The following is a 13,521-nucleotide window of genomic DNA, read 5'->3' on the forward strand; positions in this document are numbered from 1 at the left end:
TGATCATGCTGCCGACGGTGAAGGATCTGGCCGAGCTGGCCCGGCTCTTCGAAGCGGAAGGCGACGACCTGTACGTCCGCTGGTCCCGGGGCCCGGAGGTCGACCTGGCGGACAGCGCGTCGAGCCGAGACGGCCTGACCGGCATCTCGCTGCCGGGCCTGTCGGCGAACTCGCTGCGGCTGGAGCCGTGGTGGCGCGACCGGTCGCTGCGGCTGTGGCTGGCGCGCCGCCTGTACGACTACGAGCACCTCCGGGAGGTGCGCGGCCCGGACGTGCGGCCGTGGGTCCTGCGCGGCCGCGAGATCGCCCGCGGCCCGGACAACGAGCCACTGGTGGTGGCCGTGAAGCCGCTGGCCTGGGTGGCGGACGAGGTGCTGCGGGAAGCCCGGCGGCTGGTGGACGAGCAGGGGTCGCGCGAGTGGGGGCCGATGGACCGCCGGGTGCACCGCTGACCCGCGGGATCGCGGCCGACTTCGGCGGGTCCGTTCCGGCGAAGCGGCTGGGGGCCTCGAGAGCAGCGCCCACCCTCCCTGGGGGTCCGTCCCCGCTCCAGCCTATCGACCCCTCCCGACGAAAACCCCGCCGAACCCACCCCTCGAGCCGACTTGTCCACACCCCGGCCGAGATGGGGACCGGGCGCGGATCTTCAGGCACCGCCCTCGGGGTCCGTCGAGATGGGGACACCGGGCGGATCCTCAGGCGCCGCCCTCCGGTTCCGTCCCGCGCCCCTCGGAGACCTGCCGCAAGAACGCCACCGGGTCGTCGCCGAGGCGGGTGAAGCTGCGGTGGCGGATCACCGCCGTCACCACGGCCGTCGCCACCGCCCACACCGCGATCACCAGCACCACCGCCGGTGCCGGCAGGACGCGGTCCAGGAACGCCAGGTTCACCGTCGCCGCCAGTGCCGCCACCCGGGCCACTGCGACGTACCAGTGGTGCGATCCCGCCGCGAAGACGCGCGTTCCGGCCAGGTACATCGTCAGGCCCGCCGTCGTGAACCACGCCGCCGCGGGGGGTGGGGATTCGTGCAGGGACAGGTTCACCCCCGCCGCCATCAGCAGCAGCGCGAACGCCGGCATCAGGTGCCCGCCCGCGTACAGCGAGTACGCCAGCGCCGGGTTGCCGCCCGAAAAGCCGAGCAGGCGTTCGTAGATCTCCACCGCCGAGGAGAAGTACACCCACCACAGCGCCCCGGCCAGGACGAGCCCGCCGGCCAGGGCCAGCCAATACCCCAGGTCGTCGGCCGGGCGCTCGAGCGCCGCCGTGCCGACCGTGATCACCAGCTCGCCGAGCAGCAGGATCATGAACAGCCCGAACCGCTCGGCCAGGTGCGCCGAGTCGACCGCCAGGTTCGGGTCGCGCGGCGGCGTGAACATGGTGCGCCACCGCGCCTCCCGCGTCGGCCGTTCGCCACGACCCCGGTCGCGGTCGCGGTCGCCCAGCAGCAGGAACCCGGCCTCCTGCACCAGCGCGAACGCCCACAGCAGGCCGAAGTGCGGCAGGACCGCCGAGACGCCGAACAGGACCGCCGAAACCGCGTAGCCCCAGCTGATCCGCCGCTGGTCGCCGCCGCCGCGCGGCCACCGGTGCGCGGCCGCCAGGATCAGCCGGACCGCGGCCATGGCCACGGCGAAGACCTCGGGGTGCCCTTCGAAGACGTGGTGCGGCTGGGTCGCGGCGATCCCGCACGGGATCGTGCCGGCGAGCACGAACAGCCGGTCGGCGACGCGGCTGTCGTCGCCCCGCCGGTTGTACATCACCGCGAAGCCGATCCACGTCCACCACAGCGTCGCGAACAGGCCGAGCGCCGCGGCGGCGCGCGCCCAGTGCGGGTCCGCGACGATGCCGTGCGCCACCTGGCCCACCGCGAACACGAAGACGAGATCGAAGTACAGCTCGACCCAGCCGACCCGCTTGCCGCCCCGTTCGTCCACTTCGGTCACGGCCGCGATTCTGCCGCGTCCCGGGTCGGGACTTCCAGCCGGGCACATCGCGGAAATTAATAACCCACCATTCGAACGATGGCCGAATTCGCCCCGGCGACTGCTGTGGGTAATTCTGCCGCCAGCGCGCGGAAGTGTTTGATCTACTGCCGGGTAGCCGCCAGAGCTGCGCAAATGTGCTTGAACGATGTGCAAGCAGCGACCGGAAGAACACGATGCGTCAACGGGGAGAGGGTGTCGGAAATAATTCGATCCCGGCATTCCGAAACGCCGCTGTGCAGGGTTGACAAGCACGCCGGGGGTGATGTTCGCTGCTGGTCGGCTCGATCAACGCCACGTCGTACCCGGTCCGGGAGCCGGGTTCCCGTCCGCTTCTCCGGCGTCCTCGATCGGCCCTGGGGCCCCCTCGTCCTGTCCGAGTTCGACGTCAGCCGTGCGCGCGGCTGGGAATCGAGCGATTCCGCCATGCACGAAAGCAGATCCACCCTCCGCCGCCCGGCGGACGCCGCGTGGTGGCCGGGGCACTGGAGCGTCCGCACCAAGATCAGCGTCGTCCTGCTGCTGCCCGTCCTGGTCGCGGTGGCGCTCGCGGAAATCCGGATCCAGGGCGAACTCGACCGGGCGACCGCGCTCTCCGCGGCCCGCGACCGGCTGCCCGTGCTGCGCGACACGATCGACCTGACCGCGTCGCTTGGCGAGGAAATGGTCGCCGCCGTCGCGGTCCCGGCCGGCGCGCCGGACACGCTGACCGCGGCCGTCGACGCGAAGGTGGCCGCGGTCCAGCGCGACCTCGGCTTCGCCCCGCTGCCCGCCGACACCGGCCGGGCGCTGAACACCGCGCTGGGCAAGCTCGCCGGGATCCGCGCGGCCGGCGCCGGCGGCGGCGACGTCCGCACGAAGGCCGCCGGCTACAACGACATCATCGCCACCCTCGGCGACCTCGTGCCCGCGTTCGTCCCGGCCGACGCCGCCGGCGCGGAACCCACCCGGCTGCTGGTGCACCTGCGCGGCGAGCTGGCCACCGAAGAGACCTACCGGCGGGCCGCGCAGACCAGCCCGGACGACGCTTCCCTGCGCCCGGCCGTCATCGGGACCGTCGCCGAGCAGGAGGTCCTCGCCGAGCAGGCGGAGCACCAGCTGACCGGCGACCAGCTGGCCCGGTTCACCGACGCGGCCGACCGGCGGCTCGACGCCCTGCAGGAGCCGGGCGACCGCCCGCTCGCGTCGCTGCTGCCGTCGATCACCGCCGAGGCCGCGGGGGTGACGGGCGTGCTGAACGACGTCGCGGCGCAGCTGGCGGCGGACGTCTCGACCGCGGCCGACCGGGCCCGCGCGGACTCGCTGCGTGACACGGCACTGGTGCTCGGGTCGCTGCTCGCCGCGCTCGCGATCGCGCTGCTGGTGGTGCGCTCGCTGGTCACGCCGGTGCGCCGGTTGCGCGCGGCCGCCCTGCACGCGGCGAACGACCAGCTGCCCGAGACGGTCCGGCAGATCCGCGAAGGCCACGAAGTCGACTGGCGTGCGGTGCCCGGTAGCGGCGTCGGGACCGACGAGGAGATCGGTCAACTGGCGCGGGCGTTCGATGACATGCACCGCCAGGCGGTCCGGCTCGCGGTCGAGCAGGCCGAGCTGCGCAAGCAGGTCAGCGAAATGTTCATGACGCTGTCGCGGCGGAGCCAGTCGCTGGTCGAGCAGCAGCTGTCGATCATCGAAGACCTCGAGGCGGGGGAACAGGACCCCCGGCGGCTCGACGAACTGTTCCGCGTCGACCACATCGCGACCCGCTTGCGCCGCAACGGCGAGAACCTGCACGTCCTGGCGGGCGGCCGCCCGGTCCGCCACGGCCGCGAACCGGTGCCGACCCGCGACCTCCTGCGCGCGGCGACGTCCGAGGTCAAGGACTACCGGAGGGTCGCGCTGGGCAACGCGCCCCGCAGCTCGGTCCAGCCCGAGGCGGCGGCGGACGTGGTGCACATCCTCGCGGAGCTGCTGGAGAACGCCACGCGCTTTTCGCCGCCGGAGCACAAGGTGGCACTGACGGCCGACCGCGGCGCCGACGGCGGGCTGCTCATCGAGGTGGTCGACCAGGGACTCGGCATGACGCAGGAGGAGCTGGCCACGGTGAACGACCGGCTGGCCGCGGCCGGAACGGTCGGCCCGGAGACGACCCGCCGCATGGGGTTGTTCGTGGTCGGCAGGCTGGCGGCCCTGCACGGGGTGACGGTCCGGCTGCGCGCCACGGGAACGGGAGCACGCCACGCGGGGGTGACGGCGAGCGTCCACGTCCCGGGAGCACTGGTGATCGCGGACTTGGCCCGCCCGATCGGCGCGGGCCGGCTGGTTTCGGCGGCCCGCAACGGCCACCCGCGGCCACCGGTGGTGCCGGCCCAGGCTTCGACGCCGATCTTCGAGCAGGTGGTGACGAGCTGGTTCACCGAGCCGGCGGCGAAACCGGTGGCCCGGCGGAACGGGAAGACGGTGCCGGTGGAGTGGCCGGCGGTGGGGGAGCGGGCGGAGCTGCCCGCGGCCTCCGCGCCGGAGGAGAATCCGGATTGGCCGCCCGAGATCCCCGCGGTTCCGGCCGACCGGGCAGCCCTCGCTGGGCCGGTGGATTCGGCCGCGCCTGCAGAAGTGGCGGGGTGGGCCGCCCGAGCGGAAACCCCGGCCGCGCGCGCTTCCTCGGCCGGGCCGGCGGAGCCGGCCGAGGCGGGAGACCGGGGTTCGGCTGGGGCACCGGCAGGCGGGGTGGAGTTCGCGGCGAGCCGGTCCGAGCGAGCCGAACCCGCCGCCGCCGGGGCCGCCGAGGCGGCGGGGCGGGCCGCCCGAGCCGAGGCCTCGGCCGGGCCGGCGGAACCGGCCGAGGCGGGAGACCGGGGTTCGGCTGGGGCACCGTCAGCCGGGGTGCAGTCCGCAGCGAGCCGATCCGAGCGCGCCGCGGCCGCCGCCGGTTCCTCCGCCCGTCCCGAACCCACCCCCGTCGGTGACTGGGACACCCCCGCCGACCGCGTCCGGCAAGCCGCCGAAAGCGCTCTCGAGCCGCCGGCCGCGCAAAGCCTCACCGGGGCCGGGCTGCCCACTCGGCGGCCCGGCGCGCAGCTCGCCCCCGGTGCCGTCGTTCCGCGCGTTCGCGAACAGGCCGGTGGCAGCTTCCGCGACGCCGCCGCCGTGCGCAGCAGTCTCTCGCGCCACTACCAGGGCATGCGCGCGGCCCGGATGGAGACCGCCGCGCGTGCCGAACAATCCGGAAAGGACGAAGTGGATCCGCGATGACGGAACTGCACCCCCGGCGCTCCGCCACCGAGCCGGCGGCCCGCTCCCTCGGCGGGACGCGGACGACCGCCCGGTCCGCGACGCTGAACTGGCTGGTCAACGGGTTCGTCCAGGACGTCACGGGCGTCGCGCACGCCGTGCTGGTCTCCGCCGACGGGCTGCTCGTGGCCGCCGACGAAAACCTGCCCCGGGAACGCGGCGACCAGCTCGCGGCCATCGCCGCCGGTCTGTCCAGCCTTTCCCTCGGCACCGCCGAGCTGTTCACCGCCGGGCGGGTCGTGCAGTCGGTGATCGAGATGGAACAGGGGTTCCTGCTGCTGATGAGCGTCGGCGACGGCTCGAACCTCGTCGTGCTCGCCTCGACCGGCTGCGACATCGGGCTGGTCGGCTACGAGATGACGATGCTGGTCGAGCGAGTGGGGCAGAAGGTCGACGTGCCCGCGCGCGAGATGCCGGTGGCCCAGGACCACCGGTGATCGACGACCCGCCCGGGGACGAGCCGCGCCGCAGCCCGGCGCTGGCCCGCCCCTACGCGTGGACCGAAGGCCGGACCGCCCCGGCGGTCGAGATCGCCGTCGAAGCACTGGTCGAGACCACCGCCGACGGGCGGGCCGAAGCCGCTTACCAGACGTCGAGCGCGCCGGCGGAGGTCCTCGAGCTGTGCGTGCGGCCGCGGTCGCTGATGGAGATCGCCGCGCTGCTGGCCCTGCCGCTCGGCGTGGTCCGGGTGCTCGTGTCGGACCTGATGCAGGACTACCTGGTGATCGTCCGCGACACGCTGTCGGACACCGCCACCTGGGACGAGCGCCACGACCTGATGGAACGCGTGCTGCACGGGCTGCGCGACCTGTAGAGAGGACTTCGCCATGGAGCATTTCGCGCTGGGGCACTGGCTGCTCGTGCTCGCGTACCTGACGTCGGTGGTCGGCTGCGCGCTCGGGCTGGCCTGCGCGGTCCAGGCCCGGTACGCGGCCGATCCCCGCCACCGCGTGCGGTGGCTGGTGCTGGCGGCGATCTCGATCGGCGGCGTCGGCATCTGGCTGATGCACTTCGTCGCGATGCTCGGCTTCAGCACCCCGGGCATGCCGGTCCGCTACGACATCTTCCGCACGGTCCTGTCGGCGATCCTGTCGGTGGCGGCCGTGTTCGCGGGCCTCCTGGTGGTGGGCGGGCGCGCGAAGTTCGGCTGGTGGCGCCTGGCCCTCGGCGGCGTCATCACCGGACTGGCGGTGAACGTCATGCACTACACCGGGATGTCGGCGCTGCGGGTCAAGGGCGACTTCGGCTACGACGGCGGCCTGGTGGCGCTGTCGGTGGTGATCGCGGTGGTGGCGGCGACGGCGGCGCTGTGGTTCGCGGTCTTCCTCGACCGCCTCGCGCTGCGGCTGCTGGCGGGCTTCGTGATGGGCGCGGCGGTGACGGGCATGCACTACACGGGCATGGCGGCGGTCCGGATGCACATGGACATGACCGCCCCGGACCCGGCGGGCGCGGAGGTGTTCTCCTTCCTGTTCCCGGTGTTCGTGGTGGCGGCGATCGCGATGGCCGTGCCGCTGTGCGCGGTCTTGATGGCGCCGGCCCGCGGAGAAGGTCCCCTCGGGCCGGCGATCTCACCTCCCTACAGGCCGCACAGCAGCGAACACGCCTTCGCCGACGACCAGTCCGTTGTGGACACCGGCGTCCCCGGCGGGACGTTCACCGGCAGGTAGCTCACCTTCGCCTGGTTGGTGATGGGGAACAGGTTCAGCAGGGCGTAGGTGGCGCAGTACACCTGCTTCGACTGGCCCGCCGCCAGTGCGAACGGACCCGTCTGGCACGACGGCTCCACGGTGTCCACCACCTGCGCGGAGGTAATCCCGACCGGACCGGAGTTGGTCACCGTGATCCGCCAGTACGCCGACGCCGCGAGCACCCCGAGCAGGCCCACGGGGGCCTGTTTCGCCCACGGTCCGGCGCCGCCCGGGCCGCACTGGGCCGGGTGGACCGCCGTGCAGATCTCCTTCTGCACGGTCACCTTCGGGGTGCACGACGCGCCCGGGGCCACCGGGAGCGTCACCGTGTTGGACGTGAACGAACCCGTCGAGTCCGTGCCCGTCGCCGTGTTCGCCACCAACGTCACCAGGCAGTCCGCCGAGATTGTCGTGCGGAAGCACAGCTGTGGTGCGTCACCCGCGAAGTCGACCACCAGCGACCCGCTGAAGCCCGCCGCGCTGTGCAGCACCAGCGTCGTCGTCACCGTGATCGACGGGTGCGCCGCCACCGAGACGCCGGTCAGGTCGACCGAGCCGTCGGGCGCGAAGCCCGGGGTCGGCACCACCGCGTTGTCCTGGTCGACGACCGTCACCCGCGACGCCGCGAAGTCGACGTTCGCCAGGTCGACGCCCGTCAGCCGCGCGGACGTGTAGCCCTGGACGTGGCTTCCGCCGTCGCAGTAGAAGTCGCCCGGACGCAGGGTCACCTGCCCGCCGGAGCGCACACACGGCGACGCGCCGGTGGCCGGGTCCATCGAGAACAGGACCCCGGCGTCGCCCAGGCCGATCAGGCAGCCCGACGGCGCGTCGTACGCGTAGCCGTAGTCCCGCGTGGCGCCCCCGTTCACCGAGGGGTGGGTGATCCGGGCGGGCAGCCCCGCGCACGCCGTCCCCGTGGTCCAGTCGTGGCACACCGCCGCGCCCGCGATACCCCCGTTCCACACCGGGAGGTAGCTGCGCAGGTGACCACCCGGGTCGGTGACGACCTCGGGGTTGAAGACGTACGTCCCGTTCGGCAGCGCGGCCGCGCCCGGTGGTGCGGGCAGCGCGGATCCGTCGAGGGCGTAGCACGTGGTCACGTTGGTGACGCCGGTCGTCGACGAGCACACCCCCACGGGAGTGCCGGTCGTGCCGAACGCCGTGTAGGCGTTGTAGGTGAAGTTCCCCGCCGGCCCGGTCGGCCGCCAGGACGCCCAGCCGGCGCACGCGGTGGCCGTCGCCGGGTCGAAACAGCCCAGCGAGGGCACCTGCGCGGTGCTGGGGTTCGACGACGAAGCGAACACCTTGCCCGCCACGACGTCCATGGCGCCGTAGACGTACGGGTTGCCGCTGATGGCCGGCGCGATCGGCGCGTACGGCTGACCGCCGCAGGCGCTTTGGGTCGCGATGGTCCAGCAGACCACCGTGCCGCTGGTGACCAGGCCGTACAGGTTGCCGCCGGTCTCCACGAACCCGGTGAGGCCGTTGACCGCGGGCGAACCGCCGGTGGCGGCCAACGGCCAGTACCCGCAGTTGGCCGCGGCGGCCATGTCGAGGCAAGCGACCCCGACGGACGCCGCCGTGACGGCGGGGTAGTAGACCTTCGCGGGCGCCGCGGGATCGCGGACGTACTGCTCGACCATGGTGGTGGCGATGTCGCCGGCCCCCAGGGTGCCGAGCGGGCCGGGGGCGGTGTTGAGCACCTTCGGCCACGGGCCGCCCGGGCAGCGCGCCCCGGTGGCGAGCTCGGTGCAGACCACCTTCGGCGACGTGGCCCCCAGGTGGTGGTAGATGTTCCAGGCCTGCAGCACGCCGCTCGGGGTGCGGTACAGGATCGGCGTGAAGCCGTCGCCGCCGGTCGCGGTGGTCGCCGCCGGCACGGGCGGGGTGAGGGCGCCGGTCAGCTGGGTCGCGTCGGGTCCGGCGGCGGGATTCGTCCCGCGGACCGCGGTGACGCCGGACGCCGGTTCGGCGCCGGTGAACGTGCTGCCGTCGGTGGACCACTGCGGCGTCCAGCCGGGCGGGACGTGCAGCGAACCGGACTGGTAGGCCTGGCCGGCCCCGACGGCGTCGGTGATGGTGGCGGCGCCGGTCGTGGTCGCGTGGTCTTCGTAGCCGACGACCCAGTTCGCGGTCGCGCCGTGCGCGGCCGGGGAACCGGTGCCCTGCACGGACTTCGTCAGCGCCGAAACCGGCGGGGCGGGGTCGGCCGCCGCGGGCAGCGGGACGGCGGCCGCCGTGGCGAGCACCAGGGGCAGGACCGCCCCCAGCATGCGTCTTCGCATGGTTGGTCCTCGATTCTGGAAATGGGTGGAATGGGCCGGGAAACGTTTTCCCGGCCGAAGGAAAATCCTATGCCGAACCGGCGGCGTGGTTGAAGCACTCTCACCCGGGCGCCGGAAAGGCGAAACCGAACAGTCCAACCTGATGGGTGGCCCGCCGGGGCGGAACCTGCTTTGAAGAGGGGTTTTGCGGCCGGTTGTCACCCGGACGCCACGCTCGATTCACTCGTTCGAGTTACGCGTGGTCGCCGATTTCGCCGGAATCGGAACCGGTGAAGATCTATTGTCCTTGATTTATCCGGAATCGGCGTCGAAGCGGAGTTTCGACGTGATGCGGTAGCGGTCGCCGCGGTAGACCGAGCGGGTCAGTTCGACGATCCGGCCCGCCGTGTCCCGGGTGATCCGCTCGATGCGCAGGATCGGGGCGTACACGGCGATCTCCAGCAGCTCGGCCTGGCCGGGGTCGGTGACCGCGGGCTCGATCGTCTGCACCGCGTCCTGCACGGTGATCCCGAAGCGTTCCCGCAGCAGGCGGTAGAAGTTGCCCGCTTCGAGGTCCGCCGGGCGCAGGCCGGGGACCAGGGCGGCGGGCAGCGCCAGGCCCTCGATCGCGATCGGTTCGTCGTCGACGTGCCGGACCCGGGTGACACGCAGCACCGGCGTGCCCGGTTCGAGCTCGAGTTCCCCGGCCAGCGACCGCGGGGACGGCGCCACCGCGAACGCGACCACCCGGCTGGTCCAGTGCCCTTCCGCCGGGGGCACCGCGAGGCCGGTCGCCAGTTCCTGGGTGACCTTCTGCGGGCTGGTGAACGTGCCGCGGCCGCGCTGGCGCACCAGCAGCCCGGTGCGGGTCAGCTCGTCGATGGCCGCGCGGACGGTCGGGCGCGAGACGCCCAGCTCCGCGGCCAGGTCGCGTTCGGAGGCGAGGCCGGTGCCGGGGCCGGCGTTCTCGATCACCTTGAGCAGGTGCCGCCGGACGCGGTCGCGTTTGACGGTGGGCGGCCGGTCCGCCCCGGCTTGGGGCGAGGCCCCGGATGTCACACCGGTCAAGGCACCGTCTTCCCAGGAACTCCGAGCGCGCCGGCGAACCGGACGCGCTCCTTCGGCAGGGCACCCAGCGCCCGCAGCCGGCCGAGGTGGCCCGTCAGGCGCTGGCGGAACTCAGCATAACCGCGGCCCGGCGGCGACCACGCCCGCTCGGCCAGCGCGCACAGCCGCGGGAACGCCAGGTGCCGCACGTGCTCGGGCGTCGGCGCGTGCTCGGTCCACAGCTGGGCCTGCGTGCCCAGCACGCCGGGAGTGGTCCCGTGACTGACCGGCAGCCCGCCGGCCAGTGGGTCGAAGCGGTAGACGTCCTCGAGCGTCGTCACCGGCTCGCGGGGCGGCTCGCCGGGCTCCTCGCTCTGCCGGTAGTCGAAGTAGGTCGCCGTGTGCGGAGCCATCACGACCTGGTGACCGCGGGCGACGGCGAGCGCGCCGTGGGCCGCGTCGCGCCAGGCCGTGACGACCAGGTCCGCCGGCAGCCGTCCCGCGGCGTGGCCGGTCTCGTCCCAGCAGACGGCCCGGCGACCCAGCTCCCCGACGATGTCGTGCAGCCGGCCGAGGAACCAGGGGTGGAGTTCGGCGGGACGCACCCCGAGATCGGCCGCCTTCCGCCGCGCGACCGGGCTGGTCTCCCACTGCGTGGTCGGGCATTCGTCCCCGCCGATGTGCAGGTACGGCGACGGGAACACGCCGGCGACCTGGTCCAGCACGTCCCGGCAGAAGGCGAAGGCTTCGTCGTGGACGCCGAGGATGTCCGGGCTGATGCCCCATTCCGTCCACACCGGCAGCGCCACCGAAGGCCGGTTGCCCAGTGAAGGGTAGGCGGCCAGCGCCGCGCGCACGTGCCCCGGCAGGTCGATCTCCGGCATGATCCGCACGCCGCGCTCGGCGGCGAAGGCGACCAGCTCGCGCAGCTCCCGCTGGGTGTAGAAACCGCCGTGCGGGACGCCGTCGAAGACGCCGCTGCCCGCGGGTCCGACCATCGACTCCGCCCGCCACGCGCCGACTTCGGTGAGCCGCGGCCGTCCGGCGATCTCCATCCGCCAGCCCTGGTCGTCGGTGAGGTGCAGGTGCAGGACGTTGTACTTGTGCAGGGCCAGCAGGTCGACGAACTCGCGCAGGAACTCCAGCGGCATGAAGTGCCGGGCGACGTCGAGCAGCACGCCGCGCCAGGGCAGCCGGGGTGCGTCGCGGATGGTCAGGCACGGCAGCCGCGGGGACAGCTGGCGGATCGTCTGCACCCCCGCGAGGAGGCCCGCTTCCGTGGACGCGGTGAGCAGCGCGTGGTCCGGGGTGACCTCCAGGGTGTACTCCTCCGGCCCGAGCCCCGGCTTCAGCGCGAGCCGGACCGTCGGTCCATTGTGGACCAAGGGGAGCCCGGTGTACGTGGCGAGCAGCCGGGCCGGGCCACGGGTGCCGGGGCCGGCCAGGATCCCGGTGGGCACGCAGGAACCGGCGTGGCGGGTCAGCCGCGCGGGGCGGGGAACGAGCATCAGCCCTTCACCGCGCCTGCGGTCATGCCTTCGACCAGGTGGCGCTGCACGAGCGCGAAGAAGACGACGACGGGCAGCGCGAACAGCGTCGACGCGGCGATGAGCCCGCCGTAGTCGGTGCCCGTGCTGGTGCTGAACGACACCAGCCAGACCGGCAGCGTGTAGCCGGAGCTGTCCTTCATGATCACGTAGGCGAACAGGAAGTCGTTCCACGCGGTGATGAAGGCGAACACGCTGGTCGCGATCAGCCCGGGCAGCACCAGGGGCAGCAGGACCGAGCGCATGACGCGGCCGCGCGTGGCGCCGTCGACCATCGCCGCTTCCTCCAGTTCGACCGGGATCCCGTGCAGGAAGCCGCGCAACGTCCAGATCGTGAACGGCAGCACGAGCGCGACGTACGTCAGGACCAGCCCCGGCAGCGTGTCGAGCAGGTGCGCGCTCTTGAGGCTGAGGAACAGCGGGATGACCAGGGCGGGAACCGGCACCATCTGCAGCACGAGCACGCCGATGAGGAAGCTGCGGCGTCCGAAGAACCGGAAGCGCGTCAACGCCGTCGCGGCCAGGAAGGCGACCACGATGGACAGCACGACGACCGCCACGACGACCACGGCACTGTTGAGCAGGTCCCGCACGAACCCCGGCTTGGCGAGGGCGCCGGCGAAGTTGTCCAGCGTGACGTCGACGGGCAGGAACTCCGGCGTGGGCTGGAGGATCTTGCCCGCCGGCTTGAACGCGGTGAGCACCATCCAGTACACCGGGAAGATCCACACGAGACAGAAGACGGCGGCGGTGAAGTTGCGGCCGAAGCGCCGGATCACAGGTCCTCCCCGGAGCGGACGAGCCGCCGCACGTAGACGGCGGTCAGGCCGACGAGCAGCACGACCGAGACGACCGCGATCGCCGCGCCCTGGCCGAAGTCGTTGCGGCTGAAGGCACGGGTGAACGTCCAGATGCCCAGCGTCGTCGTGCCGCCGCCCGGGCCGCCCTGGGTGAGGATCCAGATCTGGTTGAACACGGTGAAGTCCCAGATGACCGAGAGGATGGTGACCAGCCCGAGGATCGGCTGCAGGAAGGGGATGGTGATCGTGCGGTGCACCCGCCACGGCCCGGCGCCGTCCAGCGCCGCGGCTTCGTAGTAGGACCGGGGGATCTGCGAAAGACCGGCGTGGAGGGTGAGCGCGGCGAACGGGACCGACTGCCACACGACCAGGAGCCAGACGAGGGTGAAGGCCGACGCCGGGCTCGTCGTCCAGTCGTGCTGGGTGAGGTTCCCGAAGCCCAGCCGGGTCAGCAGCCAGTTCACCACGCCGTAGCCGGGCTGGAAGAGCCACTGCCAGACCAGGGTGGACGCCACGTTCGGCAGGGCCCACGCCGCGATCAGGCAGAGCGTGACCGCCGTGCGCATCCGGCGGCCCAGCCGTTGCAGCAGCAGGGCGACGCCGGAGGCGATCACCAGCGTGCCGAGCACCAGGGCGGCGCAGAACCCGACGCTGCGGGCGAGGACCGGGAGCAGCTGGGGGTCGGCGAGGACGGCGGCGTAGTTTTTCCCGCCGGCGAAGCCCGTCTTGCCGGTGAACAGCGACCGCAGGCCGTAGTCCTGCAGCGAGATGACGACCAGCCGGACGAGCGGGTAGCCGAGCACCAGCCCGAGCAGCGCGGCGGCGGGCAGGAGCAGGCCGTACGGGAGCAGGGAACGGCGTCGCGTTCTTTCCCGGACGCGCGCCTTTTCGAGCAGCACGAGGACTCCTTCGCGGAACAG

At 72.9% G+C, this 13,521-nt stretch carries 11 protein-coding genes; 5 read left to right on the forward strand and 6 right to left on the reverse strand.

The window, feature by feature from the left end; translation table 11 throughout:
* Nucleotides 1-5 precede the first annotated feature (5 nt).
* On the forward strand, nt 6-452 hold the full coding sequence (locus ACFPLC_RS32140; RefSeq protein WP_378192255.1) for a DUF6098 family protein: 447 nt from the start codon (nt 6-8) through the stop codon (nt 450-452).
* Between the two features lie 243 nt (nt 453-695).
* Here ACFPLC_RS32140 and ACFPLC_RS32145 read toward each other — a convergent pair whose 3' ends face one another.
* Complete coding sequence (locus ACFPLC_RS32145) at nt 696-1,943, reverse strand: low temperature requirement protein A (RefSeq protein WP_378192253.1); 1,248 nt, start codon at nt 1,941-1,943, stop codon at nt 696-698.
* Between the two features lie 465 nt (nt 1,944-2,408).
* Between ACFPLC_RS32145 and ACFPLC_RS32150 the strand changes: the two genes are divergently transcribed.
* From ACFPLC_RS32150 to ACFPLC_RS32165, 4 genes are read left to right on the forward strand one after another with little or no spacing between them, the layout of a single operon-like run.
* Nucleotides 2,409-5,213, forward strand: a complete 2,805-nt coding sequence (locus ACFPLC_RS32150; protein WP_378192251.1) for a sensor histidine kinase — start codon at nt 2,409-2,411, stop codon at nt 5,211-5,213.
* The gene (locus tag ACFPLC_RS32155; RefSeq protein WP_378192249.1) at nt 5,210-5,689 is read left to right on the forward strand and encodes a roadblock/LC7 domain-containing protein; all 480 of its coding nucleotides are present in this window, start codon (nt 5,210-5,212) and stop codon (nt 5,687-5,689) included. Before ACFPLC_RS32150 ends, ACFPLC_RS32155 begins: the two co-directional genes overlap by 4 nt.
* Nucleotides 5,686-6,066: a DUF742 domain-containing protein gene (locus ACFPLC_RS32160; RefSeq protein ID WP_378192247.1), complete on the forward strand. Its 381-nt coding sequence runs from the start codon at nt 5,686-5,688 to the stop codon at nt 6,064-6,066. The genes ACFPLC_RS32155 and ACFPLC_RS32160 overlap by 4 nt, the downstream gene beginning before the upstream one ends.
* Before the next feature lie 13 nt (nt 6,067-6,079).
* Nucleotides 6,080-6,922, forward strand: a complete 843-nt coding sequence (locus tag ACFPLC_RS32165) for an MHYT domain-containing protein (RefSeq protein ID WP_378192245.1) — start codon at nt 6,080-6,082, stop codon at nt 6,920-6,922.
* On the opposite strand, the gene ACFPLC_RS32170 is transcribed toward ACFPLC_RS32165, so the two are convergent.
* The 5 genes from ACFPLC_RS32170 to ACFPLC_RS32190 all read right to left on the reverse strand — a co-directional run bounded on the left by ACFPLC_RS32170 (nt 6,832) and on the right by ACFPLC_RS32190 (nt 13,500).
* Nucleotides 6,832-9,228 carry a DUF7617 domain-containing protein gene (locus ACFPLC_RS32170; RefSeq protein WP_378192243.1) on the reverse strand — a complete coding sequence of 799 codons (2,397 nt, stop codon included), beginning with the start codon at nt 9,226-9,228 and terminating at the stop codon, nt 6,832-6,834. The genes ACFPLC_RS32165 and ACFPLC_RS32170 overlap by 91 nt on opposite strands.
* 291 nt (nt 9,229-9,519) lie before the next feature.
* Entirely contained in the window at nt 9,520-10,266 is a 747-nt protein-coding gene (locus ACFPLC_RS32175) for a GntR family transcriptional regulator (protein ID WP_191306754.1), read from the reverse strand.
* A 5-nt stretch (nt 10,267-10,271) separates the two neighbouring features.
* Nucleotides 10,272-11,762 (reverse strand): beta-N-acetylhexosaminidase, encoded by a 1,491-nt coding sequence (locus ACFPLC_RS32180; RefSeq protein ID WP_378192241.1) that lies wholly within the window; start codon nt 11,760-11,762, stop codon nt 10,272-10,274.
* Complete coding sequence (locus ACFPLC_RS32185; protein WP_378192239.1) at nt 11,762-12,580, reverse strand: carbohydrate ABC transporter permease; 819 nt, start codon at nt 12,578-12,580, stop codon at nt 11,762-11,764. The genes ACFPLC_RS32180 and ACFPLC_RS32185 overlap by 1 nt, the downstream gene beginning before the upstream one ends.
* Nucleotides 12,577-13,500 carry a carbohydrate ABC transporter permease gene (locus ACFPLC_RS32190; protein ID WP_378192238.1) on the reverse strand — a complete coding sequence of 308 codons (924 nt, stop codon included), beginning with the start codon at nt 13,498-13,500 and terminating at the stop codon, nt 12,577-12,579. The genes ACFPLC_RS32185 and ACFPLC_RS32190 overlap by 4 nt, the downstream gene beginning before the upstream one ends.
* Between the last annotated feature and the right edge of the window lie 21 nt (nt 13,501-13,521).

The organism is Amycolatopsis plumensis, assembly GCF_042652605.1.
GTDB classification, from domain to species: Bacteria; Actinomycetota; Actinomycetes; order Mycobacteriales; family Pseudonocardiaceae; genus Amycolatopsis; species Amycolatopsis plumensis.

Bases quoted from the DNA above. Each gene is read 5' to 3' on its own strand.
- ACFPLC_RS32140 (WP_378192255.1), top strand. From the start codon at position 6: ATGCTGCCGACGGTGAAGGATCTGGCCGAGCTGGCCCGGCTCTTCGAA.
- ACFPLC_RS32150 (WP_378192251.1), top strand. From the start codon at position 2,409: ATGCACGAAAGCAGATCCACCCTCCGCCGCCCGGCGGACGCCGCGTGG.
- ACFPLC_RS32155 (WP_378192249.1), top strand. From the start codon at position 5,210: ATGACGGAACTGCACCCCCGGCGCTCCGCCACCGAGCCGGCGGCCCGC.
- ACFPLC_RS32165 (WP_378192245.1), top strand. From the start codon at position 6,080: ATGGAGCATTTCGCGCTGGGGCACTGGCTGCTCGTGCTCGCGTACCTG.
- ACFPLC_RS32170 (WP_378192243.1), bottom strand. From the start codon at position 9,228: ATGCGAAGACGCATGCTGGGGGCGGTCCTGCCCCTGGTGCTCGCCACG.
- ACFPLC_RS32180 (WP_378192241.1), bottom strand. From the start codon at position 11,762: ATGCTCGTTCCCCGCCCCGCGCGGCTGACCCGCCACGCCGGTTCCTGC.